The 25,782-nt window shown below is 59.4% G+C and carries 22 protein-coding genes; 2 read left to right on the forward strand and 20 right to left on the reverse strand.

All coding sequences use genetic code 11. The features are described from left to right. Position 1 precedes the first annotated feature (1 nt). The 11 genes from CQ007_RS04270 to CQ007_RS04320 form a co-directional block, all read right to left on the reverse strand. Positions 2–901 (reverse strand): GNAT family N-acetyltransferase, encoded by a 900-nt coding sequence (locus CQ007_RS04270; protein WP_105643676.1) that lies wholly within the window; start codon positions 899–901, stop codon positions 2–4. A 377-nt stretch (positions 902–1,278) separates the two neighbouring features. Then, complete coding sequence (locus CQ007_RS04275; RefSeq protein ID WP_105643677.1) at positions 1,279–1,920, reverse strand: histidine phosphatase family protein; 642 nt, start codon at positions 1,918–1,920, stop codon at positions 1,279–1,281. Between the two features lie 317 nt (positions 1,921–2,237). Continuing rightward, positions 2,238–3,317, reverse strand: a complete 1,080-nt coding sequence (gene pseI / locus CQ007_RS04280) for a pseudaminic acid synthase (RefSeq protein ID WP_105643678.1) — start codon at positions 3,315–3,317, stop codon at positions 2,238–2,240. A gap of 3 nt (positions 3,318–3,320) precedes the next feature. After that, positions 3,321–3,842, reverse strand: a complete 522-nt coding sequence (pseH, locus tag CQ007_RS04285) for a UDP-4-amino-4,6-dideoxy-N-acetyl-beta-L-altrosamine N-acetyltransferase (protein ID WP_371919790.1) — start codon at positions 3,840–3,842, stop codon at positions 3,321–3,323. 3 nt (positions 3,843–3,845) lie between these two features. Then, on the reverse strand, positions 3,846–4,934 hold the full coding sequence (gene pseG / locus CQ007_RS04290; protein ID WP_105643679.1) for a UDP-2,4-diacetamido-2,4,6-trideoxy-beta-L-altropyranose hydrolase: 1,089 nt from the start codon (positions 4,932–4,934) through the stop codon (positions 3,846–3,848). Then, the gene (gene pseF / locus CQ007_RS04295) at positions 4,931–5,632 is read right to left on the reverse strand and encodes a pseudaminic acid cytidylyltransferase (RefSeq protein ID WP_105643680.1); all 702 of its coding nucleotides are present in this window, start codon (positions 5,630–5,632) and stop codon (positions 4,931–4,933) included. The genes pseG and pseF overlap by 4 nt, the downstream gene beginning before the upstream one ends. After that, the gene (gene pseC / locus CQ007_RS04300) at positions 5,629–6,798 is read right to left on the reverse strand and encodes a UDP-4-amino-4,6-dideoxy-N-acetyl-beta-L-altrosamine transaminase (RefSeq protein ID WP_105643681.1); all 1,170 of its coding nucleotides are present in this window, start codon (positions 6,796–6,798) and stop codon (positions 5,629–5,631) included. The genes pseF and pseC overlap by 4 nt, the downstream gene beginning before the upstream one ends. 2 nt (positions 6,799–6,800) lie before the next feature. Further along, positions 6,801–7,799, reverse strand: coding sequence for a UDP-N-acetylglucosamine 4,6-dehydratase (inverting) (pseB, locus tag CQ007_RS04305; RefSeq protein WP_105643682.1), 999 nt, complete (start codon positions 7,797–7,799; stop codon positions 6,801–6,803). Between the two features lie 11 nt (positions 7,800–7,810). Next, complete coding sequence (locus CQ007_RS04310; protein ID WP_105643683.1) at positions 7,811–8,905, reverse strand: hypothetical protein; 1,095 nt, start codon at positions 8,903–8,905, stop codon at positions 7,811–7,813. Between the two features lie 197 nt (positions 8,906–9,102). Further along, positions 9,103–11,049: an acyltransferase family protein gene (locus tag CQ007_RS04315; protein WP_105643684.1), complete on the reverse strand. Its 1,947-nt coding sequence runs from the start codon at positions 11,047–11,049 to the stop codon at positions 9,103–9,105. A 1-nt stretch (position 11,050) separates the two neighbouring features. Beyond that, a complete protein-coding gene (locus CQ007_RS04320; protein WP_105643685.1) occupies positions 11,051–12,790 on the reverse strand; it encodes a carbamoyltransferase in 1,740 nt (579 codons plus the stop codon). Positions 12,791–13,009: 219 nt separating this feature from the next. Here CQ007_RS04320 and CQ007_RS04325 point away from each other — a divergent pair, with 219 nt between their 5' ends. Further along, complete coding sequence (locus CQ007_RS04325; protein ID WP_105643686.1) at positions 13,010–13,381, forward strand: MbcA/ParS/Xre antitoxin family protein; 372 nt, start codon at positions 13,010–13,012, stop codon at positions 13,379–13,381. Next, positions 13,381–14,124, forward strand: a complete 744-nt coding sequence (locus tag CQ007_RS04330) for an RES family NAD+ phosphorylase (protein WP_105643687.1) — start codon at positions 13,381–13,383, stop codon at positions 14,122–14,124. The genes CQ007_RS04325 and CQ007_RS04330 overlap by 1 nt, the downstream gene beginning before the upstream one ends. A 106-nt stretch (positions 14,125–14,230) precedes the next feature. Here the strand turns inward: CQ007_RS04330 and CQ007_RS04335 are convergent, their stop codons facing one another. The 9 genes from CQ007_RS04335 to glnE form a co-directional block, all read right to left on the reverse strand. After that, positions 14,231–15,658, reverse strand: coding sequence for a lipopolysaccharide kinase InaA family protein (locus tag CQ007_RS04335; RefSeq protein WP_105643688.1), 1,428 nt, complete (start codon positions 15,656–15,658; stop codon positions 14,231–14,233). Beyond that, positions 15,655–16,434, reverse strand: coding sequence for a lipopolysaccharide kinase InaA family protein (locus CQ007_RS04340; protein WP_105643689.1), 780 nt, complete (start codon positions 16,432–16,434; stop codon positions 15,655–15,657). Before CQ007_RS04340 ends, CQ007_RS04335 begins: the two co-directional genes overlap by 4 nt. After that, positions 16,431–17,177, reverse strand: coding sequence for a lipopolysaccharide kinase InaA family protein (locus CQ007_RS04345; RefSeq protein ID WP_105643690.1), 747 nt, complete (start codon positions 17,175–17,177; stop codon positions 16,431–16,433). The genes CQ007_RS04340 and CQ007_RS04345 overlap by 4 nt, the downstream gene beginning before the upstream one ends. After that, complete coding sequence (rfaP, locus tag CQ007_RS04350; RefSeq protein WP_105643691.1) at positions 17,174–17,992, reverse strand: lipopolysaccharide core heptose(I) kinase RfaP; 819 nt, start codon at positions 17,990–17,992, stop codon at positions 17,174–17,176. Before rfaP ends, CQ007_RS04345 begins: the two co-directional genes overlap by 4 nt. After that, positions 17,989–19,110 carry a glycosyltransferase family 4 protein gene (locus CQ007_RS04355; RefSeq protein ID WP_105643692.1) on the reverse strand — a complete coding sequence of 374 codons (1,122 nt, stop codon included), beginning with the start codon at positions 19,108–19,110 and terminating at the stop codon, positions 17,989–17,991. The genes rfaP and CQ007_RS04355 overlap by 4 nt, the downstream gene beginning before the upstream one ends. A 250-nt stretch (positions 19,111–19,360) precedes the next feature. Then, positions 19,361–20,416, reverse strand: coding sequence for a lipopolysaccharide heptosyltransferase I (gene waaC, locus CQ007_RS04360; RefSeq protein WP_105643693.1), 1,056 nt, complete (start codon positions 20,414–20,416; stop codon positions 19,361–19,363). Between the two features lie 2 nt (positions 20,417–20,418). Then, a complete protein-coding gene (gene waaF / locus CQ007_RS04365; protein WP_105643694.1) occupies positions 20,419–21,465 on the reverse strand; it encodes a lipopolysaccharide heptosyltransferase II in 1,047 nt (348 codons plus the stop codon). Between the two features lie 156 nt (positions 21,466–21,621). Then, positions 21,622–22,545 carry a branched-chain amino acid transaminase gene (locus CQ007_RS04370; protein WP_105643695.1) on the reverse strand — a complete coding sequence of 308 codons (924 nt, stop codon included), beginning with the start codon at positions 22,543–22,545 and terminating at the stop codon, positions 21,622–21,624. 135 nt (positions 22,546–22,680) lie between these two features. Continuing rightward, positions 22,681–25,623: a bifunctional [glutamate--ammonia ligase]-adenylyl-L-tyrosine phosphorylase/[glutamate--ammonia-ligase] adenylyltransferase gene (gene glnE / locus CQ007_RS04375; protein WP_105643696.1), complete on the reverse strand. Its 2,943-nt coding sequence runs from the start codon at positions 25,621–25,623 to the stop codon at positions 22,681–22,683. Between the last annotated feature and the right edge of the window lie 159 nt (positions 25,624–25,782).

Genomic DNA, 25,782 nt, shown 5'->3' on the forward strand with positions numbered 1-25,782 from the left:
CTTATCTCACCTCATACACGGGAACACGCCTGCACCAGCGATCCTTGTACTGACGGTCAGCACGGCCAAATGAATAGCGCAGGGTCTTGCCGAGATCACGGGCGTGCCTCCACTCGGCCTGAGTGTTCACGAAACTCAATACGCTGCCTGGACTCAGTTCGTTGAACACCGGGTCCACCCCGCCATTGATGTACTCAACACTGACCCACTCGGGCGATTCCACCCGGTACAGCACCTGAAACGCGGCCGGAACACCATCGATACTAATGAAGCTGCCGGTCATGAATCCCCGCAGCAGACTGAACACCTCCACCAGGTAATCCTTACCCGGCACCGCGAATCCCCAGCGCTTCTCAAACAGGGCGGTGTATATCTCCGCCTGATCGACAGCCGATAGCTGACTGACCGGTGCAATAACGCCGCCCCGCTCTTCCAGTAAACGCAGCTCACGACGTTGGTTGTAGCGAAATTTCCTGCTGTACTGCTCAGGCTCCCGGGCCAGCGCAAGCTCTTCCTTCTGCTGTCGGAGAGTTGACACCCGGTCGACATGCAGCTCGGATATATAGCCACTGGCATGGCGTACCGATATGAGTGAACCCGGCGCCTGAGGCAGGATGATCTCGGCATTGCCCAAATCGAAAACGCCACACTTCTTCTGACGTTTCAGCACCGCCTTGGCCAACGCCAGATGCTTGCCCCAGACAGGCATCGCCGCCTGCAGCTCACCTTCGCCAAACCAGCCCAGGTAATGCACCTCTATGCCAGCCAACGCTGATAACCCGGCTACGATCTCCGGGTGCGTCGCTACACTGCCACCCCAGCGCATCCAGGCCTGCTGGTAATCCTGGGCATCGATGGGAGTCCAGCCACGCTCGCGATAAAGACGAAACAGGTCGAACATGGAACTAGGCCGCCTTGCGCTGGGCAGAGGAGGCTCCACTGGATGCAGCGCACAAAGCATCAGTGGTGAACCCGTGATTTTTGGCCATAGCTATCCCGATGCCTCTGCAGGAAGCATGACTTCCCCGCTTGGGCACAACCTCATGATGATGAAATAACGAACTTGAAGGGCGGCATCTGCCAGCGGACCTAATATAGGGAAATTTGCTTTCCCGCTGTTGGGTTTCCGCGTTTCGTTCAGGAAGCGTTCAGCTTCCCAGGGAGGGAGGCCATGCGCGCGCTCTACCTACGCAGCATGACCATACGGGACGGCAGGCATGAGGTATGCCGCAGCCGCTTGCAAGATGAGTACTGCACCCAGGCGAGACAAGAAGAGACTCAATGCCCGAATGTTAAATCCCAATCCTCAGGATCAATAAAACCTAGCACTTTGACCACCTCAGGATTATCTTCGAGCGACAGGAAAATTGCCGAACCGTACGAGGGTAGCTCTTCGGCATAACCCAATGCCTCTTGAGCATGATTGATGCAGTGACTGTGAGTGACCAGGATCAGATTCCGGTCCGCCTGCTTGTTGCTCAGAGCATTGTCGATAAAATCCTCTTCGCAACTGGCTAGCCAATCGCGCTCTTCCCCAACATCACCAAATACCAATGCCTCGGTCTCTGCTGTTCTCAGCGCGGGGCTGTTGTAGACAATCGCTTTATCCAAACCCAGCTCGCCAAAATCTTCATGAAGCTCGTCCCCAACCAGTTTGGCACGTGCGGTCAGCCCACTCTTGTCGGTCAGACAGGGCACATCGTATCGATCACAACGCTCAAGATGGCGCAGCAAGACAACAACCTCCCCCCTGTCCCAGGATTGCAAGAGTTCACCTGTGTAATGCCGGTGCTCTTCCGAGAGATCGGCAATCGCCGGCGGCTCAAGCACGAAATACAGCAGCGCGCTGGCAAGGAGCGAGACCCCCAATGAAAGTTTATAGCGATTGAGCCATCCGGTTAGGCCTGACAGGTAATGCATTGGCTAGGTCCTGCTTTTAGATTGGGGATCCTGATGGACCATGTATATGAAAGAGCGCTTCATATGCTTGATGCAAGCAGGCAGCATGAGACCAGCACTGAGACGTATTCGCAACAAAATTCTTATTATTTCTCGCCTAGAATGGTTCTGGCTACGCTGCTGGATAACCTTGATCAGGCACTGCGGCGAACTCATTGTCTGCTGAGGCAGAAAACCCTTTAAGTTAAGTGCCTGCCATCAGGTCAGATAAAATTAAGAATATCGTAATTGTCATCTGACCCCGGCTATTGCTAGCAGTGGATAGAGCAAAGCGTGTTTCAGTTTGAGCCGTGCCCTTCAGATGGGCTCAGAGCTTCGAGCGAAACCGGCGTACAGCTGACCACATCTCGATTAACCCGTCTACCGATAACATCATGGTGCCTTTTTGGCGCCATACCAAAGCCAGGTCTAACACTACGTATGGCATCAGCAGTGATGACATCACCCGCCTTCAGATCCTTCACAAAGTACAGTGACCGCCGAAACTGTGCATTACCCTGCTCACTGGATTTGCGACCATAATTCACCTCACCCAGCGCAGACCAGGCCGTCTTGCTGTCACGACATAAAGCGGCCAGCTCAGCCGGCTCCAGCGAAAAGCTGTCATCAGGGCCACCACCACTGCGATCCAGCGTGAAGTGCTTTTCAATGATGGAGGCGCCCAGCACCACGCTGGCAATCGCCGTGGTATTGTCCAGGGTGTGGTCGGACAACCCTGTAACCAGCCCATAACGGGCCACCATATCAGGTATGGTGCGCAGGTTGTAATCGGCAGCCGGTGCGGGGTAGCCGCTGACGCAATGCAGTACAGCCAACTCTTTACAGCCACCGTCACGCGCCGCCTCAATGGCTTCACTGATCTCATCGGCATCGGCCATGCCGGTTGAGATGATCATCGGCTTGCCGGTGCTCGCCACATACTTGATCAGCGGTAGGTCGACGGCTTCGAAGGACGCAATCTTGTACGCTGGGGCATTCAGATCTTCCAACAAGTCCACAGCGGTATTGTCGAACGGGGAACTGAAGATGGTGATACCCAGTTCACGGGCGCGCTCGAACAGCGGTTTATGCCAGTCCCACGGCATGTGGGCTTCCTGGTACAGCTGGTACAGCGTCTTGCCGTCCCACAGCCCACCGTGGATCTGAAACTCTTCCGAGTCACAATCCAGGGTAATGGTATCGGCGGTATAGGTCTGCAGCTTAACCGCATCCGCACCGGCTTTCTTGGCTTCTTCGATGATTTTCAGCGCGGTACCCAGGCGGCCATTATGGTTGGCGGATAGTTCGGCGATGATATAGGGTGACGCGTCGCTGGCGATACGGCGCCCGGCAATAGTGATGTAGGGAATGGTGGACATAAGCTATCTCTCTGTAGTCGGTTGCCAATCAGCTGCGAGTAAACCAAAGCACACCACAGCATGGTACTGCTGGCCGTCAAAGTGCTGATCACGCAAGATCCCCTCCTGCTGAAAGCCCAGGCGGAGATGAAATTGGATGGAGCGTGCGTTAAAGGCCAGTGCCTGGCCGCAGATCTTATGCAGGCCGAGTTCGCCGAAAGCATATTGCAAGAGACTGTACCCCAGTTGGCGTCCCGTGCCTTTGGGCGCTTCGGGTGCCGCATAGAATCCCCAATCAGCAATGCCGCCGGGTGCGATCTCATGCAGATTGATGAAACCCTGCGCGACGCCGTCACGTTCGAAGATCAGCAGATGCCGTGCGGCATCCTGTGAGGCCCGTTCGAACCAGCGAGTATGTTCGCTCAGGGCAATTTCATGCTGCGTATACATATAGCGCCGCACATCAGGATGGTTCCGCCAGGCGAGCACCTGTTCGAGATCATCTTGCCTCATGCGGCGGATCCGTTGAGCCTTGCTTTGTTCCATGTACTACTCCAGATGCCCGATGACCCGAGTTGTCCCGGTGCCGTCGGTCACAGCAGCTGCCGCCTCACTCATCAGATGAAGTTGCCCGGTCGACTGCAGTAGCTCTCTCATCAATATCGGTAGCGCCAACGGTATGTCTTGTGATGCTGCCAACACCCTGACAGCCTGAGCATTCTGTAACCCTGCAGCGACCTGCTGTTGATTGTCTGCTAGAACTACCATGATCGTGGGTAACCCAAGACAGCATCGCTCCCACGACGTTGCTCCAGCGGCGCCGATGGCCAGATCACTATCGGCCATCAGTTGCGCCATGTCACTGACTCCTGATCTGACCAGGGTTGTCACCGGCATACGGGCCGCCTGCCGTCGGATCGTCTCAAGCCAGGGCGCGGTCGAGCCCATAACCACGGTAATCGCGCCCTCCGCTGGCAGCTCGGCGGTTGCCAGCGCCGTCAGTATCTGCCCAGTGGCATTATCCTTGTCCACCCCGCCCATGCTCACCAGGATATGGTGCAGCGGCGCCGACTGTCGACGTTGCAGGCTGTAAGAGCGCAGGGCTGCAAACTCAGGGCGCAGCAGCGCGTACTGGGCGCCACACAGCACCCTGCAACCCGCTGGCACCCAAGGTTGATAATCCAGTGGGTCACGGCCCAGCGTCTGATCCAATAAAACATCACACTGGTGCGGGCGGTCAGCAAGATCATCGATGACCAGCAGCTTGTGATAGTGCGGTTTAAGCTGTTGTTCCCAGCGGGCATCCAGTGCGTAATGGTCCACCACCAACCACTGCGGCTGGAGGTTCGACAGGATCGCCGCGCACAACACCGCATCCTGCGCCTGCGTTGCCCCAAGCCAGCGCGCGTGGATAGGCGTCCCGTCCATCTCAGCGTCGGATATACAGGCCAGCGGGTGCACCTCATGGCCTTGCTGGCGGACATACTCGATAAGGTTCCCAGTATGTTCCCGGCAGATAAAATGGCAGTCGCGTCCCTGGGCCTGCAGCGCATTGGCCAGGGTGAGGCAACGCATGAGGTGGCCCGTACCCATCTCCAGCGATGCATCGGCGCGGAAGACGACTGCTCGGTTATTCATTGCTCGGACTGCGTCTGCTGGGCCTTGAACATCCATTCGGCCCGTTCCCAGTCTTCTGGGGTGTCGATGTCCTGGACACGGTGACGGGGCAGCAGTACGGGCGCAGCGCCCTCTCCAAAAATCACTTTGCCCTGCAACCAGGCCTCGGCCTGCCCCCAGTAGAACTGGCCCGCATCATGGTAAGCCTCTTCCAGGTCCTGCGAACGGGTATTGAAATGCGCGGAGTTGAACATCTCTACTCGCCCCTGTGCTGTCAGACGAATAGCGCGCTGAATAGGGAACGCGTAACTGGTGACCGAAAAGGCGTAGTCACTGCCTGTGTCATCCAATACCGATAAGCCCTGCCGGATATCCTCGGCGCGAACGAACGGGGCAGTGGCATACAGGCAACACACTTGCCGGACCGGTGTGCTGCTGTGTGCATTGACCCACTCGACGGCATGGCGGATCACCGGGAGGGTGCCGGTGTGATCGTCCGACAGCTCCGCAGGGCGCACAAAGGGCACTACGGCACCATACTCCCGTGCGACCTCGGCAACCTCGGCATCGTCGGTGGAGACAATTACCTGATCGAAGCAGCCGCTCTCTACAGCGGCCTCAATCGACCAGGCAAGCATCGGTTTGCCGCAAAAGACCTTGATGTTCTTGCGGGGAATGCGTTTGCTTCCACCCCGCGCCGGGATGACCGCCAGCCTCATGCGCCTGTTGCCTTTACTGCCTGGCTCACAGCGGCCACCACCTCATCCTGCTGTGCATCGGTCATGGTCTGGAACATGGGCAAGCTGATGGCTTCGGCGTAATATTGCTCCGCCTGCGGGAAGTCCCCGATCTGAAAGCCCATCTGCTGATAGTACGGCTGGGTGTGCACCGGGATGTAATGCAGGTTGACCCCAATGCCCTGCTCGCGCAGCGCTTCAAACACCTCGCGGTGGCTGTTCTGAATCTGGCCCAGCTTCAGACGAATCACATATAGGTGCAGGCCCGAGTAGCTGTCCGGATGCTGCCAAGGCGTCAGAACCGGCAGACCGCTTAATAGATCATCGTAACGCCTGAACAGTTGATGACGGCGCGCCACAAACTGGTCCAGACGCGCCATCTGGCTGACACCCAATGCCGCCTGCAGCTCGGTCATACGGTAATTGAAGCCCAGATCCACTTGCTGATAATACCAGGGGCCATCCGGCGCCTGCGTCATCAACGCGGGATCGCGGGTAATGCCGTGGCTGCGCAGCAATGCCATGCGCTGGGCCAGGTCGTCATCATTGGTCAGTGCCATGCCGCCTTCGGCGGTGGTGATGATTTTCACCGGGTGAAAGCTGAACACCGTGATATCGCTATAAGCCCCACTACCAATAAACTCGCCCTTGTACTTACCACCAATGGCATGCGAGGCATCTTCAATGATCCTGAAACCATAGCGCTGCCCCAGGGCGTGGATGGCAGCCATATCGCAGGGTTGGCCGCACAAGTGCACGGCCACCACCACCTTCGGTAGGCGCCCTTCCCGCTCAGCCACTTCCAGCTTGGCCTGTAGCGCAACTGGACACAGGTTGTAGGTCGTCGGATCAATATCGACAAAATCGACCTGGGCACCGCAGTACAACCCACAGTTGGCCGAGGCGACAAAGGTAACTGGCGTGGTCCACAACCAGTCACCTTCTCCAAGGCCCAACGCGAGACAGGCAATGTGCAGAGCGGACGTTGCGCTGTTCACCGCCAGTGCATGGCGGGCACCCACATGAGTAGCCACCGCCTGCTCAAAGCGCGGCACCATGGGGCCCTGGGTAAGAAAGTCGGACCTGAGTACCGTTACCACGGCCTCGATATCCGCCTCAGTAATCTCCTGCCTGCCGTAGGGGATCATGTTCAGATACTCCCGATCTTTTCCCGGTTAGTCTCGATCCAGGTTTGCAACTGCTCGTCAGACATCCATTCGCTGTTATTGTCGCTCGAATAGACAAAACCTTCCGGCACCTTCGTGCCATCCTTGATGCGCTCGGGTGAGTTGCTCCAATCGTTGATTACCGGCAGGATCTTGAAGTGCTCGGGGTATTCGTACGTGTAATAGGCATCTTCGGCGCTGATCATCTGCTCATGCAATTTCTCACCGGGGCGAATGCCCACCACTTCCTGTTTGGCTTCAGGCGCTACCACCCGGGCCAGGTCGGTGACCTTCATGGAAGGGATCTTCTTCACGTAGATCTCGCCACCGACCATATCCTCAAAGGCATGCCAGACTAGATCCACTCCTTCTTCCAGCGAAATCATGAAGCGGGTCATCCGCTCATCGGTGATCGGCAGCACACCTTTGTCCATGATGGACATGAAAAATGGAATGACCGAGCCGCGCGAGCCCATGACATTCCCGTAACGTACCACCGAGAAGCGAGTACCGTGCTCTCCGGAGTAGGCGTTACCGGCAACGAATAGCTTGTCGGATGTCAACTTGGTGGCGCCATACAGGTTGATCGGGCTGCTGGCTTTGTCGGTAGACAGCGCGACCACTCCCTTCACGCCCTTGTCGATACAGGCATCAATCAGATTCATCGCGCCCAACACATTGGTCTTGATGCACTCAAAGGGGTTGTACTCGGCGGTCGGCACGATCTTGGTCGCCGCGGCATGGACCACATAATCCACACCATCCAGCGCACGGTACAGGCGCTCTTTATCACGCACATCACCAATGAAGAAACGAATACGCGGGTCATCTGCAAACTTCTTCGCCATGTCCCATTGTTTCATCTCGTCACGGGAAAAGATGATGATTTTCTTGGGGTTATACTTGGCCAGCGTCATAGGCACGAAGGTATTACCGAAGGAGCCAGTACCGCCGGTGACGAGGATGGTTTTATTGCTGAGCATAGGAAAGCTCCTCACATCAAATAAGTTTGTATGGCTTCAGATACACGCTGGTTAGCTAACCGGTCGCGCTTGCCAAATACCCATGAAAAATAGTTATCGCGCTGTTTCGCATAAGGCCGAGCACAACTGATGGCGTCGTCTAGTATTTCAGAGAACCCTATTGAGTCACGTATGAAATGACTAGGTCCGCAGTCATATAAAGTCAATAGCTTGGCCAGGTCATCGGGATGCATGGATTCTTTCACCCCGAGATTGAATAAGAAATCTCGGGAAAAGCTATCTGTCTCAATAAACATCTGTGGAACATCGTAGAATAATGACTCCTCGCTGGGCGAGTTGGCATCCGATACTACCAGGTCCGCTATCGACACCAGCTCTGCCAACGAGCAGGTTCCGAGATCCAGATAGGCATCCCGCCTTTGCATAATCAACCGTTGTACCCGCTGGAAGCTCTGACGGTCTTTCCTCCGAGAGGTGAGAGACTGGCTGGGATGCGGACGCAAGACCAGATTGAAATGCTCCGGTGCTGTCAAAACAAGCTGCTCCGCAGCCAAGTCCCATGAGCCAAGCCCTCTACGGCTAGGAGTATAGATAATCGTGCGCTTTTCCGGATTCAAGCAGAGCTTATTCAGGAGTGCGTTTTTCTGGATTAGCGATTGCTCAGGGTACTCACAGAACGGCAAAAACCCGGTATCCACGGCATTAACCTGGATATCATCTGAAAACCGCTCAATCATGGTTTTCATTCTGGGGCCAATGACGCACAGCAGGTCAAAATGCTGATTCTTTGCCAGCGCATCCTGAGACAACATCATATAAGTCCCATGAAACACCGTCGCTTTCTTTGCCTCGTAAGGTGCCAAGAAACTACGATAGGGAGATCCGGTGACAATGATATCCGCATTTTTGAGAAGCCGATTCCCCTTGCTCAGCCCTCTCAGATACTTTGAGTAGCGCGCAGTCTCCAGCTTGGGGTACAAGCGGTTCACCGCTTTCAAGGTCGAGCGGCGACTGGTAACAAAAGTACCCGTCAGTTCAGTGGCTACCTGAGCCAAATGAGGCACAGCCTGAAACATCTTTGAAAAGTAAACCACTTTACTACTCATAGTTCGCTGTCCTCATCTTACGGTGCACTGGCAACATGTTACCCATAGCTCGCCTCGTTACCATTACGCTGAATCATCGATTCCCCCGTGCTCCATGCTCAGATATTGAAGATGCGGCTTATAAAAACATGTTCAGCGCATCGGTCGCTGAGCCCCGCCGATGAAGCCGAGCTTTATGCATATTGCCCCTACACAGTTCATTTCCCTTGCTGGGCAAGTACCGGACCAGCCAGAGCCGTACTCAATAATGGCGCCATAAACTCGGAGCCAAATTTACTCAGATGGTTTGAGTCTCGATACAGTAACTGGCTCTGCTGCTGTACCTGGCAGAACTGATCGTCACACATCAGTTCTGCCAGATTCACACGAGTAAACGAGTAGCGCTCCATCATGCCTTTGAAGAAAGTCTGCGCAGGCAGAACCTCGGCATCGTGTTGCTGGCGGGGTGTGCGAATATCCAGCTCACGCTCAAGCCATTCCAGGCGGGCCAACGTTTGCGGTACGTTATGCTCTATCAGCGGTACCTGCTCAATCAGCGTGGCCTGTCGTCCACTACTCTTGAGATATTCCAGAGTCCGCTCAAAACCAGCCGCAAAACTGGTATCCGAATCGATCAGCTCAACATCACCTCGCAGATAATTTGACCACACACCGACCAGAATCACCTTGCGTATTTCTGGGTGCCGCTCGAGATAGCGCACCACGGCAGAATTGAATTCCGCACAGGAGACCTCTGATGGTTTGAATTCACGGCTACTAAGTGCCGGCGGGCATACCGAGCGGGCTAGAAACCGTCCGGAGCTCTCCAGCCCTTTGGCCGCGAGGTCGAAGCCATGGGCCAGCGACAGAGCATGCGAGTCTCCCCACAGCAGGAAGCTGGCCTCCCCTTCGCTGCCCAGCGTACAGATGTTGCGCTCCTTATCGACATCATCAACGGCGAGACCAAAACAGGGCCGCCGAAATGGTATTTTTTCTTCCTCCACTGCTGCTATCTCTGCCACAGCATCAGGCAATCTGAATGCAGCCCCCTTGCTTATCGCCCCAGGCAGGGCAACAAGGATCAGAAAGCCGGCAACCCAACCGGCCCGTTTGAAGAGCCGACCACGGGATGCCAGATCCGGCTTGCCGCGGAACGGCGATTCGATAAAGCGCCATGATAGCCAGCCGAGCAGGCAGGCCAAGGCAAGAAGCCCGACCTGCTCCCATGTTGTGAACGGTACTATCTTGTAATATGCGGCAAATGTGAACAGTGGCCAGTGCCATAGATACAGCGAATAGGAGATCAATCCGAAGAACACCAGCAGTTTCCAGCCCAACAGCCGCCCCACCAGGGTCGAGCCAGTCTGACCTGCATGAATCATCAATGCTGAACCAAGCACCGCCGGTAATGCCGAAACCCCGGGAAAGGCAGTGCTTTTATTGAGCAGGAAGACACTACCTAGAATCAGTAGCAGCCCCATCAGAGCCGAAAGTTCACGTAGCCACTGCCAACGGTGAGCAGGCAACAAACCGGTAGCCAGCAGAGCACCAGATAACAGCTCCCAGGCACGCAGATGCACCAAGTAGAAGGCGCTCTCTGGAGTACTGGAAAGCGCACGCTGTGCCCCGAACAACGAGAGAATGGCCAGCCCCAGCAGAATCAGGTTAATGCGGCGCGGTACAAAGCGCACCAGAAGCAGCAACAGTGGCGGAAACAGTATGTAAAACTGCTCCTCCACCGACAACGACCAGGTATGTAGCAGTGGGATGTTGCTGACGGCATCATTGAAGTAGTCGGTTTTGTTCCAGAAGTGAATATTGGCCAGGAATAGCACCGCCAATCCCTGCGCCTCACTGAACAGCTTGTAATCCTCTGGCAACAGCAGGAACCAAGCCACCACTGCCGTCACCAGCAGCATTACTGCCAGTGCTGGGAACAATCGGCGAATACGACGCTCATAGAAGCCCGCATAGCTGAACTCACCAGCCTGCAACTCACGATAGACAATACTTGTGATCAGAAAGCCGGAGATAACAAAAAACACGTCGACGCCGACGAAGCCTCCGGAAAACGGTGCCACTCCTAAGTGATATAGAACCACCGGTAGCACCGCAACCGCCCGCAGACCATCTATATCACGACGATACGCTAGTCGCGGATTCAACTCAGCGCACTCCTTCCTTCACCACCAACACATCCTCCATGATCAGATACTCCAGATCCGACCCATAGAACATGTTCAACGCATCTGTCGGCGAGCACACCATAGGCTCCCCCCGGCGGTTGAGTGAGGTGTTGAGCGATACGCCGTTGCCGGTCAGCTTCTCCAGTTCGAGCATCAGATCGTACCAGCGCGGGTTGTGCTGGCGTTCCAGCACCTGGGCGCGGGAGGTGCCGTCTTCGTGGACGACTTCTCCCACACGGGTTTTCCATTCCTCGTTGACCTCGAAGGTGAAGGTCATGAAGGGGCTGGGGTGGTCGACCTTGAGCATCTGCGGGGCGACGGTGTCGAGCATGGACGGGCAGAATGGGCGCCAGCGTTCGCGGAACTTGATCTGTTCGTTGATGCGGTCGGCAACGCCGGGTACGCTCGGGCAACCGATGATGGAGCGGCCGCCCAGGGCGCGCGGGCCGAACTCCATACGGCCCTGGAACCAGGCTACGGGGTTACCTTCGACCATGATCTGGGCGATGCGCTCGGGTACGTCATCGATCTGCTGCCATTGCGGCTGGTTCGGGTGGCGCGCGCAGGCAGCAATGATGTCTTCGTTGCTGTAACTGGGGCCAAGATAGACGTGTTCCATCTTCTCCACCGGCACGCCGTTCTTCACCGAGATATAGGCAGCGGCACCCACCGCCGTTCCGGCATCGCCGGAGGCCGGCTGCACGAACAGCTCCTTGACCTCGTCACGGGCAATGATTTTCTGGTTCAGCTTGACGTTCAGCGCGCAACCGCCGGCAAAGGCGATCTTGCCGGTCTCACGAAGGATGTCACCGAGATAGTAGTCCATCATTTCCAGGGCCAGCTTCTCGAACAGCGCCTGCATGCTGGCGGCATAGTGGATGTAGGGGTCGTCGGCGATGTCCCCTTCGCGCTTGGGGCCGAGCCATTCGATCAGCTTGGGCGAGAAGTAGAAGCCCTTGCCCTTCTCCTTGTAGCGGCGGAAGCCGATCACGTTGGCGTAGTCGGTATTGATGGTCAGCTCACCGTTCTCGAACTTGGCCAACCGCGAGAAGTCGTATTTGGCGGCATCGCCATAAGGCGCCATACCCATGACCTTGAACTCGCCATCGAGCATCTCGAAGCCCAGGTATTCGGTGAGGGCGCCATACAGTCCGCCCAGCGAGTCCGGATCATAGAATTCCTTGATCTTGTGGATCTTGCCGTTCTCGCCGTAACCGAAGAAGGTGGTGGCGTACTCGCCCTTGCCATCGATACCGAGGATCGCGGTCTTCTCCTGGAAGCCCGAGCAGTGATAGGCGCTGGAGGCGTGGGCCAGGTGGTGCTCGACCGGTTCCAGCTTGACCTTCTTCAGGTCGAAGCCCAGTTGCTGCAGACACCACTGGATGCGCTTCTTGTAGCGATGGTAGCGTCGGTTGCCCATGAAGATGGCATCCAGTGAGCGGTCGGGAGCGTACCAGTAGCGCTTGGCGTAATGCCAGCGAGCCTTCTCGAAAATGCTGATGGGAGCGAAGGGGATGGCGACGATATCCACATCCTCCGGCTTGATGCCGGCCTGCTCCAGGCAGAATTTGGCGGACTCGTAGGGCATGCGATTTTTCGCGTGCTTGTCGCGCACGAAACGCTCTTCTTCCACAGCGGCGATCAACTTGCCATCGATATACAACGCAGCTGACGGGTCATGGCTCAATGCGCCGGAAAGTCCGAGAATGGTCAGGCCCACGGGTACACCTCTTTCAGAAACGGTAAAGGGAAGGATTTTATACACATTTGCCGCCACTGGCTCGCCTAGTCTGCCCGTTATGGCATCCCGCCACCTGCTCCGCTGCCAAAAAAACCGGGGACTTGACCACAGACGGCCCGTCGGGAAGCTCACGCCAAAGGTTCAAATATCACAAACAAGCACTACAATGTGCATATGAAACACAGGCAGGAGCACCTCATGCATATTGCAGAACGCATACAACCAAGCGCTGATGCCGTCCTCGCCAAGGCAGTGCTGCGCGCGGCCACGCAGCTTGGCCTGAAGCAGGCCGAGCTGGCGGCGGTACTGGGGATGCATCGCACCGCGGTGAGTCGACTCAAGCAGAGCCAGTCGCTTGATCCACAGTCGAAGCAAGGTGAGCTGGCGCTGCTGTTGATACGCACGGCACGGGCGCTGCATGCGCTGACCGGGGGTGATGAGGACTGGATCAGGCATTTCATGCGCACCCCCAACAAGATCACGGGCGGCATTCCGGCTGAGCAGGTAGCCAGCATTCAGGGGCTGATGAGTGTGCTGCAGTTCGCTGATGCGCTGCGGGGCAAGACCTGATGATCTGGGAAGCAAGCGAAGGCCCTGAGCATATCGGCCTGCTACAGGGCCGGCTGTTTCGCCTGGTGGAGAGCCAGGGCCAGATTGCCACCCTGGGTTATGTGGACACCCTGGAGGAGCAGGCACTGCTGGAAGAATTGCTCGATAGCGTGAAGCCACCCTACCCCACGGATACCGAAACCCTGCATTATCTGCTCAAGAGTCCGTTCCGCTATCCTCCCCTGCGCTGGGGCTCGCGCTTTGGCCGCACCCACGAACCCAGCCTGTTCTATGGTGGCGGTACGGTGCACACGACACTGGCCGAATCCGCCTATTATCGCTTCGTGTTCTGGTATTCGATGGAGGGGCCCTCGCCGAAGGACCGGATACGCAGCGAACATACCTTGTTCTCGGCGCGCTATCACACGCCGGCGGGGGTTCGCCTGCAGCAGCCGTTCACTCAGCACCTTGGCGAGCTGACGCATCCCAGCCACTACCTGCCGTGTCAGCTGCTCGGCAGCGCCATGCGGGCAGCCGGCGTGCAGGCCTTCGAATACCCCTCGGCGCGGGACCCCGAGCGGGGCCACTGCATAGCGCTGTTCGCCCCTGCCGCACTCCGCTCCCGGCAACCGGACAATAGTAGTCAGTGGCTGTGCGAGCTCAGCGCCCAGGCAGTTTCCTTCAAGCAGATTGCTACCAATACACTGACCACCTTCATACTGCCCGACTTCCTGGTGGACGGTGATCTACCATTACCGGCCTGACATCGATTGTCGAAGAGATGGCATCTGGTCTTGCCGGACAGGGCCCTGTCGTCGAGCAGGTGCACGGCAACCCGTAAGCGGGCGCTGTTCACTGAAGCAGTAGCTATCAGCGGGGCATGACTGATTCCAGCCATTGCGCCAGGGCAGACCCTGCTGGCCAATTGCGAATGAAGCGTGCGCGGTCCTTCGCCCAGGCCTTGCGTCGCCCGGCCTCGCTGCGGTGCGCCTGCATGACATCCAGATCGATCAATACCACTTGATCGTCCTGCCACAGCAGGTTGGTGGCCTTGAAGTCACCATGGCTGATGCCTGCCGCCACCAACTGGTTGAAGGTTCGCAGCAATGCCTCGGCAATTACTGGATCAGGGATCGTTGCACCTGTCTCATCCAGGCGCTGGATCAGGTTCGGCCCTGGGCAGTACTCGCTGATCAGCCAGGCCTGGCGGCGCCAGGGCCCGATACGACGCTCGATCATCGCCAGCGGCCTGGGCGTGGCGATACCGAGGAATTCCAGTCTCCAGGCCGCCAACCAGGAGTTCCAGGCCCGGCTCGGACGCCAGAAACGCGTGAGCCAATGACCGAACCCCTTGATGTTGTAGCGCTTGATGACCATTTCACGGCCACCCACCGTGGCGCGGGTAACGGTGCTGCTCCCCCCGTCCTTGAGTAATGGCTTGCCGTTGAAGACACTATCTGGCGCGGCCAGCAAAGATGCCAGCGTTTCCTGCTCCGAGCGCAATACGACTGCAAAGCGGTTGCAGGACCGCTCAACCGCAAACTGGCTGCAATCACGCAGTGTCTTATCGAGAAAGCCATCCAGCCGTATCTGGCGTTGCGCGTGAATGTCCATGAGCAGGTGCTGACTCTGCAGGCCCGGCAACGGATGGCAAGCCAGGTAGGACTGCAGCAGATGATCCACCTGCTGGTCCCATTGCGGCATCAACTGGGCGAAGAACAGCGCAAGGTTGCTCTGGGCCATCGGCAATCCCAGCGGCTTGCCCGGCTCCTTCGCCTCGATCGCGTCCCCATCGATGACATACAGCTGTTGCGCATCCTGCAGGAAGTTACCCAGATGCAGGTCAGTCTGCGCCAGCCCCTGAGCATGCATGGCGGCAATGGCTTCCAGCGCACCCTGCAGGATGGCGACCGCCTCGGGGCTGCCCGGTGACCGGTCGGGTAGTCGCTCCCAGAGCTGCTGCAGACTTTGCGCGCCCGGCAGATATTCGGTCAGCAGATAGCGCCCGCCACCGGGCAGCTCACCACTGTCCAGCAGAGCAGGCGTGGTGATGCCCGCCCTCTGCAGGGCCTGGATACCCACGCTCTCACGCTGCCAATGACGTTCGGCACCGGTGGCGATGAACAGCTTGGCGAGCACCTGCTGGCCATTCCATTCGCCGCGTCCGACCAGGCGCTTTCCCGGCAGAATGCGCAGCCACTGCCGGATGAGCAGCGGCTTGCCCGCGGCGAGCTGCAGGCTGAGGTCGACCGGCGGGGTGCGCCCGGCATCGCGCAGCCTGGCGGTGGACGAACTCATTTGCGCCCCTTGCGTTTGCTGGCAGAGCGCTGGGTCACTCGTGTTGCCCAATAGCGAACCTGCGCGTCAACCTCTGATTTGCCCAGATAGGTCAACAGAAAACGCAGGCGCTGGGTCCGGCTGGGCGCCTGACTGCGGCGATTCAGGGCATCCAGGTCACGCATGTTCCCCCAGGGGGAGAAAAGATGGGCGCGGGATTTTTCCAGATCGATCAGACGCACCCCAACCCCATCGGCGAGCGGCTTGAGAAACAGATGTTTGGGGTAGAGGCAATTGTGCACCACCCCGCTCCCGTGCAACTGCGCCACCAGTGCCGCTGCCGCTATGAGCAGATCACGCTGCAGACGGTAGCCCAACTGGTCCCAACGGGAGAACCAATGGTCCAGGGGCTGGTAGCCTTCCAACGCCCGGGTCAGCAGAATGGCCTGCACCTTACCGTCAACCCGACGCCGGGCGTAGTAGGCCGCCTCCAACGCTGGAATACCGCGTTCGGCATAGCGACCTATATTGTAGAACTCGCGCCCGGCAGTCGGCTCACCCAAAGGTCTGCGCAAACTGCGAATCAGGTAGTTGCTCTGACGCTTGAGGTAGAAGACCTGTGGCTGTCCATTGGCATCTTCCAGCGTCAGCCGGCTGACGCTGCTGAAGCCGCCACGGGCGCGGTTGGGCTCATCCACCTGCTGCGCCGCGACATTCCACAATGCGTCGAAGCTATCGAGCTGATGTCGCCGCAACGTATCGCGCACACTCACCGAAACAAAAGGCGATGCACTCATTCTCGTCCCTCGAAATACCGCACGATCTTGCCGATACGCACGCGATCCGCCCGATTGAGCCGCTCCCGCCCACAGTACAGCAGATAGAAACGCAGCCTCTGGGTACGACTCAGGTGGAATTTGCCGATCTTGTCCAGACAGGCCAAATCCTTGATCTTGCGCCGCTCCAGGAACGGTCCCCACCAGAAGGTTCCGCCCGGGCAGTCGATCAGGTAGATGTTGCCCAGTGGCGCTCCGTCCACCAGGATATTGCGCCATTTGAGATCATTGTGGGCAAAGCGATGCTCATGCATTATCCGGGTGGCATCAGCTACCTGATGCAGGACATGCCTCGCCCAGCGCGGGTCATGCAGGCACGGGGCATGCTCAGCCGCCAGGCGTGCCATATCCCGCGTTCCCTGCAGCTCTTCGGTGATCAGTGCTCCGCGCTGGAAACCACCGAAGCGCTTTTCCATGCCATAGCCGACAACAGTGGCGACGGGGATACCCCAGGCGCGAAAGTACAGCAGGTTGCGCCATTCTGCGCGCACCCGCGGACGCCCGATGAAGCGCCGCAGATGCTTGCCGGCACCATGGTAGCGCTTGACGTAATAGTGTCGCGAGCCAACCTGGACCCGCAGCACCTCGCTCAGCGGATCGCTGGCGACTTGTTCCCCCTGCAGCGCAAACACCGCATCCAGAGATGCAAAGGCTGCACCGGCAGGGCCGATGACATATTCCGGGTTGAGTGTCCAACTGCTCATCTTTCGCTACCGTCCTTGGCGTACTTGCGCTCGAAGCGCGTCTGCAACCTGGCTGCCTTGCGCTCCAGCATGCTCAGCAGAGCCGCTTCCTCCGCAAGAATCCGTCGCAGCGGCAACTGGAAATAGGTCTTGAGAAAGCGCAGCTTGTCGCGTTCGCTCAGTCCGATATTCAACGCCGAGAAATACAGCCCGGCCAGATCCTTGTCGCGCCAGCGGCGTGGCACCTCCGTGCGCACCTGCGCCCGGTGCAGGTCGATCAGCGACAGGCGCAGATTGTCCGCACGGGGCGGGGTATCGATATGCAGCAGGAAGTGGCAGATATAGCAGTCACGGTGATTGACGCCGGCACGGTGCATGCGTCCGGTCATGTCAGCTACCCGATGGATAAGCGCATGCTTGAGCGCTGCTGGCGGCGGATGGCTCGGCCAGTCGCGGCTGAAGTCCTCCAGACTGATGGTCGGCGCCAGTTCCTCGGTGATGATGAAGGAGTGTCGCGCCGCAGGACTGCTGCCGCGCTCCCCAAAGGCCACGGCGGTCATGGTCGGCACACCGGCACGGGTCAAGGCCCCGATCGCCTCCCACTCCTGGTCGGCACCGAGCACCGGTCTCTTGAGTGTCGACCAGTTCTTGAATATCTCGCTCCAGCCAACGCCGCGGTGAATCTTCACAAAATAGCCCCGTCCAGCCACCTCGGTGCGCAGCGTGCGGCGTGCTTCCAGCTCGCGAAAGACCTCGCCCTGCAGCTGCTCCACCTCGACAAAGGCATCTCGTCCGGCCCACAGGGACTTGAAGGGTTCATGCAACACCAGCTTCAAACCAGCTCTCCCAGAATCACATCGGCGGCCCGTTCCGGCATGCTGTACAGATCGGCATGCTCGGCATATTCCAGGGCGTTCTGCTGCCACTCCTCGCGCGTCTGCGGGTCATCCAGAATACGTGCCAGCCAGCTGTCGAGGGTGTTCTGCTCGAAAGGCTCCGGCATCACCAGCCCGCAATCGGCCTCTTCGATGTAATGGGCATAGCCGCAGGCTGCCGTGGTCAGTACCGGCAGCCCCGCTACCAGCGCCTCCAGCAGCACGGTACCGGTGTTCTCGTTGTAGGCCGGGTGGATCAACAGGTCAGCGCCCAGCAGGAAGCGTGGTACATCGCTGCGTCCCTTGAGGATCTGCACCTGTTCGGACAGTCCCAGGGAACGCATCTGACGCAGGAATGGCGCCGGATCATCGGCGCCCATGACGATCAGACGCGTGCGCTGGCGCAGCGCCGGCGGCAGAGCCGCGACCGCCTCCAGGGTACGATCCAGCCCCTTGGTCTTGAAACCCGAGCCGATCTGCACCAGCAGCAGATCATCATCGGTCAGCTTGAATTCAGCACGCAGACCAGCACGGATCTCCGCCGCATTGGCCGGTGCGCGGCGGTCAAGCGCAATGCCGGGAGGCAATAGATGGAAACGCTCGACCGGTGTGCGGTAGTGCTTCATGAACAACGGCAGTTGCACTTCGGAGATCATCAGGATCTCGGTGCGCCCTTCAGGCCCGAAGACCGCCCGCTCGTAGGCGGAAAAATGCCGATAGCGCGGACCGTACTGATAGAACCAGCTGCGCTGGTTCTGCGCCTTGTCCTCATAACAGCCATCGGCAGCGTAATAGACATCCAGCCCCGGCATCTTGTTGAAGCCCACCACCCGGTCGGCCGGGTCACGCTTGAGGTCTGCCTGCACCCAGGTGACGAATTTCTCATTGCGCCGCTGGCTGCTCATTGCCCGCGCCGGAACAATACGGATATCGAAGCCTGATGGGCGCTCGCCTTCCCAACCCATGGTGTACACACGAATAGCATGCCCGCGCTGCTGGCAGACCTGGGCGATACGCAGGAAGTCACGCTGCAGGCCACCGAAGGGGAAGTACTTGTAGAGCAGAAATGCCAGTTGCATCAGGACTCTCTTTGTCAAGGATGCCCGCGTCTTCACCTATCTGGCGAAGGCGCCTGTTGTATATGCGCCAGAACACAGATTCATTCGAATCGGCGAGTTTAGCATAGCTGTGGTGGGCACTGGCGGAGCGGGGGTACATAGCTGGGGAGGCAGCCGTTAGCGTAGTGCAGGGGCGCTACACCCCGAGACTCACGGGTTTGTCGAGCGCCTGCTCGACGATAGCTGCAGCGGCTGCGAGGTTGCAGACGCGCTATCCCCTCAAGCACAACACCCCTTCCAACTCCAGCATCACCCGCTCCGGCTGCAGGCGGGTAAAACACAGCGGCAGCTCCTGGCGCAGGTCGAATTGCCGGGCATCGTCGGGGGTCGGCTCGTACTTGCACTTCTTGCTCATGCAGGGAGCACAGGGGAAGTCGCTGGCCAGATGCACCTGGCTCCGGCCGTAGGCGCCACTCCAACCAGGGTTGGTTGGCCCGAACAGGGATACCGTCGGCACATCCAGCGCCGCAGCCAGATGTCCCAGCCCGGTATCCACCGCCACGCAGGCGCGGGCGCCGGCGAGGATGCGGGCCATACCGGCCAGCGGTAGCCTGGGCAGCACCTGCACACCGGCAATACCTTGGGCGATACGCTCGGCCCGGGCCTTTTCCGCATCATTGCCCCACGGCAGCTTGACTTGGATGCCGCGTTCCACCGCCAGCTGCGCCAGTTGCTTCCAGTACAGCTCCGGCCAGTGCTTGGTAACCCAGGTGGTGCCGTGCAGGAACACGACATACCGCTCGGCGGCTTGCTCGCCGGCGAGATAGGCGCGGTTCACACCGTAATCCCCGGTCTCGGCGGGCACCTGATATCCCAACGCCTGGGCGAACAGTTGCCGCACCCGCTCCACCGCGTGTTGGCCCCAGGGCACGCTGAGAGGCTGATCATACCAACGGCTGGCCAGCGGCTCGCGGACCGAGTGGCGATCCAGCCCAGCCACCGGCGTCTTGAGCCCAGTCGTCAGGAGTGCACTTTTCAGCAGTCCCTGGGCATCGATGATCAGATCGTATTTGTGGGTTTTCAGACGCTGCCGGAAGCGGCGCCATTCACCACTGCGCAGAGTTTTCAGCGGATGCTTGCGCCAGCGGCGGATGGCCACCGGTATCACCTCGGCAACGGCCGGATGCCACAATGGAATCTCCGCAAAACCCTCTTCCACCACCCAGTCGAAACTGATACCAGGTATTGCCGCCTGCGCATCGGTCAGTGCCGGCAGCGTATGGATGACATCGCCCATGGAGGACGTCTTGATCAACAGGACACGCATGGTCAGACCGGCAGGGGATCGGCCAGCGGATCGCCGACCAATCGATCCAGCGCGTCGATCACCCGTTGCGGTTCCAGGTCACGCAGGCAGTTGTAGTGGCCGAAGCGGCAGGTACGATCGAAGCAGGGACTGCAATCGAGCCCCAGTCGTACTACCTCGACCTGTTCGGCAAGGGGCGGCGTGAAGTCCGGCGAGGTCGAGCCATAGACTGCCACCAGTGGACGGTTCAGCGCAGCGGCGACATGCATGAGCCCTGAGTCGTTGCTGACCACCGCCGTGGCGCATGACAGCAGGTCGATGGCCTCGGCAAGGCTGGTTTCCCCGGCCAGGTTGGTCGACTCCTCGCGCAGCCCGGGACGCAGCCGTTCGCGAATCTGTTCGCCCACCGGGTGGTCGTTCTTCGAACCGAACAACCAGACCTGCCAGCCCTGACGCACCTTCTGGTCCGCTACCGCCGCGTAATGCTCGGACGGCCAGCGCTTGGCCTCGCCGAACTCCGCACCGGGACACAGCGCCAGTACCGGTCGATCCAGTTCCAGGCCAAAACGTGCCAGTGCCGTCTCACGACTGGCCGACTCGATCTGCAGGGTAGGCCGTGGATAGGGTCGCGTCAGCTGATGCTCCGGCTCCCAGGCCAGCGCCATGAAGCGCTCGATCATCAGTGGATACTGGCTCTTGTCGAGCACGCGGATATCGTTCAGCAGACCGTAGCGCATTTCGCCGCGCCAGCCGGTGCGCTGGGCGATCCCCGCAAAAAACGGCACCAGGGCCGATTTCAGGGAATTGGGCAGCAGGATGGCCTGATCGTACTGACCGGCCAGACTCTTGCCGATACGCCAGCGACTGGCGATATCCAGCACGCCGTGCCCCAGCGGGAAGCTCAGCGCCTGGTTGACCTCGGGCATGCGCTCGAGGATCGGCCGGCTCCACTCTGGGGCCAGCACATCGATGACACAGTCCGGGCCGTGACGCAGTTTCAGGCAGGCAAACAAGGTTTGCGCCATGACCATGTCACCGACCCAGCTGGGACCGATAATCAGAATTCTCATCAAGCCTCACATCCTATCGTCATTGCGAGGTGCAGGGGGCGGCCGTCCGCCGACGTGGCAATCCATGCACTGGACGTTGCCGGCCAGCACTGGATGGCCCGCCCCGTGGATTGCCACACCCCCTTGGGCTCGCAATGACGGTATTCAGCTTTCAGCTCACTTGACCGGCGTCAGCCATTCGCGATACGCGCTGTTCTTGCCATTGACCAGATCAAAGTAGGCCTTCTGCAGTTTCTCGGTAACCGGGCCACGGCGACCGGCACCAATCTGCCGGCAGTCCACTTCGCGAATCGGCGTCACTTCCGCTGCGGTGCCAGTGAAGAAGGCCTCGTCAGCGATGTACACCTCGTCGCGGGTGATACGCTTCTCGACCACCGGAATACCCATTTCCCCGGCCAGGGTCAGCACGGTAGCGCGGGTGATGCCGTTCAGGCACGCGGTCACTTCCGGGGTATAGATGATGCCGTTCTTGACGATGAACACGTTCTCGCCGGAACCTTCGGCCACATAACCTTCCGGGTCCAGCAGCAGTGCCTCGTCGGCACCGGCCGATACCGCTTCCTGCAGGGCCAGCATGGAGTTCATGTAGGCGCCGCTGGATTTGGCCCGGGTCATGGTGATGTTGACGTGGTGGCGGGTGAACGAGCTGGTACGGATGCGAATGCCCTGCTCCAGCGCTTCTTCGCCCATATAGGCGCCCCAGTACCAGGCCGCGATCACGACATGAACCCGGAGGTTGTCAGCGCGAATGCCCATGCCTTCCGAACCGTAGAATGCCAGCGGGCGGATATAGGCGGTTTCCAGATTGTTCTCACGCACCGCGGCACGGCACGCTTCGTTGATTTCTTCCTTGGTGTAGGGAATCTTCATGCCCATGATGTGGGCGGAATCGAACAGGCGGTCCGTGTGCGCCTGCAGACGGAAGATGGCAGTGCCCTGATCGGTGTTGTAGGCGCGAACACCCTCGAACACGCCCATGCCGTAGTGCAGCGAGTGGGTCAATACGTGGACGTTGGCCTCGCGCCACGGCACCATTTTCCCATCAAACCAGATAACACCATCACGATCAGCCATCGACATAACAACCAGCTCCATTCATAGATCTATCTACTAGGTTCAGGTGCTCCGCCAGCCCACGGTCGCGTGGCTGGCCAGACGGAGCTTGCCCGTTGCGTTCTGGCCTGATCATGCCTGCCGAAAGATTCTCAAGGTCATTCAGGCATCCACGACGTCCGGTAGCCACTGCTGCCAGAGTCGGATGATGTCATGTCGGTAGTCATGAAACTGGTCGCCAGGTGTTTTCCCCGGCTGCTTTTGCAAAGCCAGGCGATGGGCTACTGCTCGGTAGGCCTTGTAAGCCTCCTGCACACGCTGAACGTCCTCACCGGCGATCAATCCGGCGTCACGCAGCCCGTCCAATATTCTGATGTTATCCGTAAAGCGCAGCAACTCTGGGTACCGGCACGACCAGGCCAGAACCGCATATTGCACCATAAATTCGATATCGACGATACCTCCGGCGTCGTGCTTGAGATCAAACTGCGCCTCGGCGGTAAAGGCAGACTCGTCGAAACCGGCCCGTGTGGCTTGCGTGGCAAGATTGTCGCGCATCTTCTGGCGCATGTTCAGCACCTCCTGGCGCAACACCTGCTCATCCCGCTCGCGCCCCAGCACTGCCGCGCGCAGGGCATTGAAGCGATCGCTCAACTGCCCGCAGCCGGCCAGCGGACGTGCCCGCACCAGCGCCTGATGCTCCCAGGTCCAGGCCTTCTCCTGCTGATAGCGGGCAAAGGCCTCCAGCGACGTGACCAGCAGACCGGAATCACCCGAGGGGCGCAGGCGCATGTCCACGTCGTACAGCACACCGGAGGTGGTCTGGGTATTGAGCATATGGATGATGCGCTGCCCCAGCCGGGTATAGAAGCGCCCACCATCCAGCGGACGCGGACCATCGGTTTCCGCCTCGGTATCGCCGTCATGGATGAATACCAGGTCCAGATCGGAGCCGTGCCCGAGTTCGATCCCGCCAACCTTGCCATAACCGACGATGATGAAATCCAGCTCGCAGGGACTGCCATCATGCCGCCGCGGTAGCCCATGGCGCCGGACCATGTCGCGCCAGGCCAGCTGCAGCACCTGCTGCAGGATCGCCTCGGCGATCCAGGTCAGGTAATCGCTGACCTTCATCAGCGGCAGGCTGCCGGCGACTTCCGAGGCTGCCACGCGCAGCGTGTGGGCACGCTTGAAATAGCGCAACACCTCCATCTGCTGCTCCAGGTCATCCTCGGGAATACGCAGCAACTGCTGGCGCAGCTCGTCCAGCAGTTCGCCGGTTTCCGGCGGACGGTACAGGCGACCGGCATTCAGCAGCTCATCGAGCACTACCGGATAGCGGGCGATCTGCTCGGCAAGCAACGGGCTGGCCGCGCACAACACCAGCAACTCGTGCAGCGCACCGGGATTTTCCGTCAGCAGCACCAGATAGGCCGAGCGCCGTGCCACCGCTTCCACCAGCGGCATCACCCGCTCCAGCGCCAGATCCGGGTCTTCCTGCTCACAGGCCATGCCCAGCAGGCGCGGCAGGAATACATCCAGGCGTTCACGACCCATGCGCTGCATGGCGCGCACGCGGCCGGAGCGCATGAGGTTCTGCAGCAGATTCCAGGCCCGCTCCGGATCCTTGAAGCCGCCTTCGGCCAATTGCTCCCGGGCCTGCTCCGGCTCGGGGAAGCCCGCCAGCAACGTCATCCATTCCGCATAGGGTGCCTGTGGCTGATCCTCATCCTCATCCGGGTCGGCAATCACGCCGGCAAAATGCCGCGCCACCCGGCTGCGCTGTAGCTCCAACTGGCGACGAAACTCATCCCAACTGTCGAAACCCATGATCAACGCCACCCGGGCCTGACCCAGCATGTCGGTCGGCAGCATCTGCGTCTGACGGTCATCGATGGCCTGCAGCGCATGCTCGGTATCGCGCAGGAAGAGATAGGCCCCCTTGAGTTCGTCCACCGCCTCATCGGGCAGATAGACATTGGTCGCCAGCACATCCAGCACCGCCAGGATCGGTCGCTGCTGCAGGCTACGATCACGCCCCCCGTGGATCAGCTGGAACGCCTGGCCGATGAATTCCACCTCGCGAATGCCACCCGAGCCCAGCTTGACATTGTCCTGCAGCCCCTTGCGCTGCACCTCACGCTGGATCAGTTGCTTGAGATTGCGCAGCGCCTCGATGGCGGCGAAATCCAGATAGCGCCGGTAGACGAAGGGCTTGAGCAGCCCGAGCAGCTCGGCGCCGGCACGCTGGTCACCGGCGACCACCCGCGCCTTGATCATGGCGTAGCGCTCCCAGTCCCGGCCCTGGCTCTGGTAGTACTGCTCCAGTGCATTGAAGCTGAACACCAGCGCGCCACTGTCGCCATAGGGCCGCAGGCGCATGTCCACGCGGAACACGAAGCCGTCGACGGTGACCTCATCGAGCAGCTTGATCAGGCGCTGTCCTGCCCGGGTGAAGAATTCCTGGTTAGAGAGGCTGCGCCGCTCGCCCTGGGTTTCCCCCTGGGCCGGAAAAGCGAAGATCAGATCGATATCCGAGGACAGATTCAGCTCCTGCGCGCCGAGCTTGCCCATGCCCAGCACCACCATGTGCTGCTGCTCACCGGCATGGCTCAAAGGCGTACCGAAACTGCTGGCCAGCTCCCGATAGACCCATTGGTAGGCCTGCTCCAGACAGGCATCGGCCATGTCCGACAGATCCCGGGTAGTTTCCATGGTCGGCGCCTGCCGAGTCAGGTCACGCCAGATGATGCGCACCTGGTGCTGCTGGCGGAAACGCCGCAGCCGCTGCGCCAACTGCTCCTCAGTCGCGGCATCGGCCAGCGCCTGGGCCAGCAGGCTGGCCATCTCGCCAGCGGCCAGCGAGCGCCACAGCCGTCCATCCTCCGTCAGTCGCCAGGCCATGCCGGGGTCACGGCGCAATTGCTCGGCGACGAAGTCGCTGCCGGCCAATACCTGTTGCAGCTCTCCCATGAAGGCATCGCCCAACTGTCCCAGGCGGGATTCCAACCCTGCCTCATGTACTGCGCCAAGCCACTGCGCCAGGTGGTGGTCCACGACGGTGCGGAGTGCGGTGGGCAAAGTGGCGGGCAATGAAAAAGACATGGTCTATCCTGATTACATCCAAAGGATGCAGATTGCCATGCTCGGGCCACATGGAAAAGCCTGAAACAAAAAAACCCCGGTCCGCATGTAGTTTCACTACAGAAAAGCAAATGACCGGATGGTTTTATTGCTTCAAATGTAGTAAAACTACACGCACCG

This window comes from Pseudomonas sp. MYb185, from assembly GCF_002979975.1.
Classification (GTDB): Bacteria; Pseudomonadota; Gammaproteobacteria; order Pseudomonadales; family Pseudomonadaceae; genus Halopseudomonas.

Coding starts and splice junctions, on each gene's coding strand:
- CQ007_RS04345 (WP_105643690.1), bottom strand. CDS start 17,177: ATGAGCAGTTGGACACTCAACCCGGAATATGTCATCGGCCCTGCCGGT.
- pseC (WP_105643681.1), bottom strand. CDS start 6,798: ATGATCCCCTACGGCAGGCAGGAGATTACTGAGGCGGATATCGAGGCC.
- pseI (WP_105643678.1), bottom strand. CDS start 3,317: ATGTCCACCATTCCCTACATCACTATTGCCGGGCGCCGTATCGCCAGC.
- CQ007_RS04355 (WP_105643692.1), bottom strand. CDS start 19,110: ATGCAACTGGCATTTCTGCTCTACAAGTACTTCCCCTTCGGTGGCCTG.
- CQ007_RS04335 (WP_105643688.1), bottom strand. CDS start 15,658: ATGAGTTCGTCCACCGCCAGGCTGCGCGATGCCGGGCGCACCCCGCCG.
- CQ007_RS04275 (WP_105643677.1), bottom strand. CDS start 1,920: ATGCATTACCTGTCAGGCCTAACCGGATGGCTCAATCGCTATAAACTT.
- pseH (WP_371919790.1), bottom strand. CDS start 3,842: ATGGAACAAAGCAAGGCTCAACGGATCCGCCGCATGAGGCAAGATGAT.
- CQ007_RS04270 (WP_105643676.1), bottom strand. CDS start 901: ATGTTCGACCTGTTTCGTCTTTATCGCGAGCGTGGCTGGACTCCCATC.
- CQ007_RS04310 (WP_105643683.1), bottom strand. CDS start 8,905: ATGAGTAGTAAAGTGGTTTACTTTTCAAAGATGTTTCAGGCTGTGCCT.
- waaC (WP_105643693.1), bottom strand. CDS start 20,416: ATGCGTGTCCTGTTGATCAAGACGTCCTCCATGGGCGATGTCATCCAT.
- pseG (WP_105643679.1), bottom strand. CDS start 4,934: ATGAATAACCGAGCAGTCGTCTTCCGCGCCGATGCATCGCTGGAGATG.
- CQ007_RS04370 (WP_105643695.1), bottom strand. CDS start 22,545: ATGTCGATGGCTGATCGTGATGGTGTTATCTGGTTTGATGGGAAAATG.
- CQ007_RS04330 (WP_105643687.1), top strand. CDS start 13,381: ATGATCTGGGAAGCAAGCGAAGGCCCTGAGCATATCGGCCTGCTACAG.
- pseB (WP_105643682.1), bottom strand. CDS start 7,799: ATGCTCAGCAATAAAACCATCCTCGTCACCGGCGGTACTGGCTCCTTC.
- glnE (WP_105643696.1), bottom strand. CDS start 25,623: ATGTCTTTTTCATTGCCCGCCACTTTGCCCACCGCACTCCGCACCGTC.
- CQ007_RS04340 (WP_105643689.1), bottom strand. CDS start 16,434: ATGAGTGCATCGCCTTTTGTTTCGGTGAGTGTGCGCGATACGTTGCGG.
- CQ007_RS04325 (WP_105643686.1), top strand. CDS start 13,010: ATGCATATTGCAGAACGCATACAACCAAGCGCTGATGCCGTCCTCGCC.
- waaF (WP_105643694.1), bottom strand. CDS start 21,465: ATGAGAATTCTGATTATCGGTCCCAGCTGGGTCGGTGACATGGTCATG.
- pseF (WP_105643680.1), bottom strand. CDS start 5,632: ATGAGGCTGGCGGTCATCCCGGCGCGGGGTGGAAGCAAACGCATTCCC.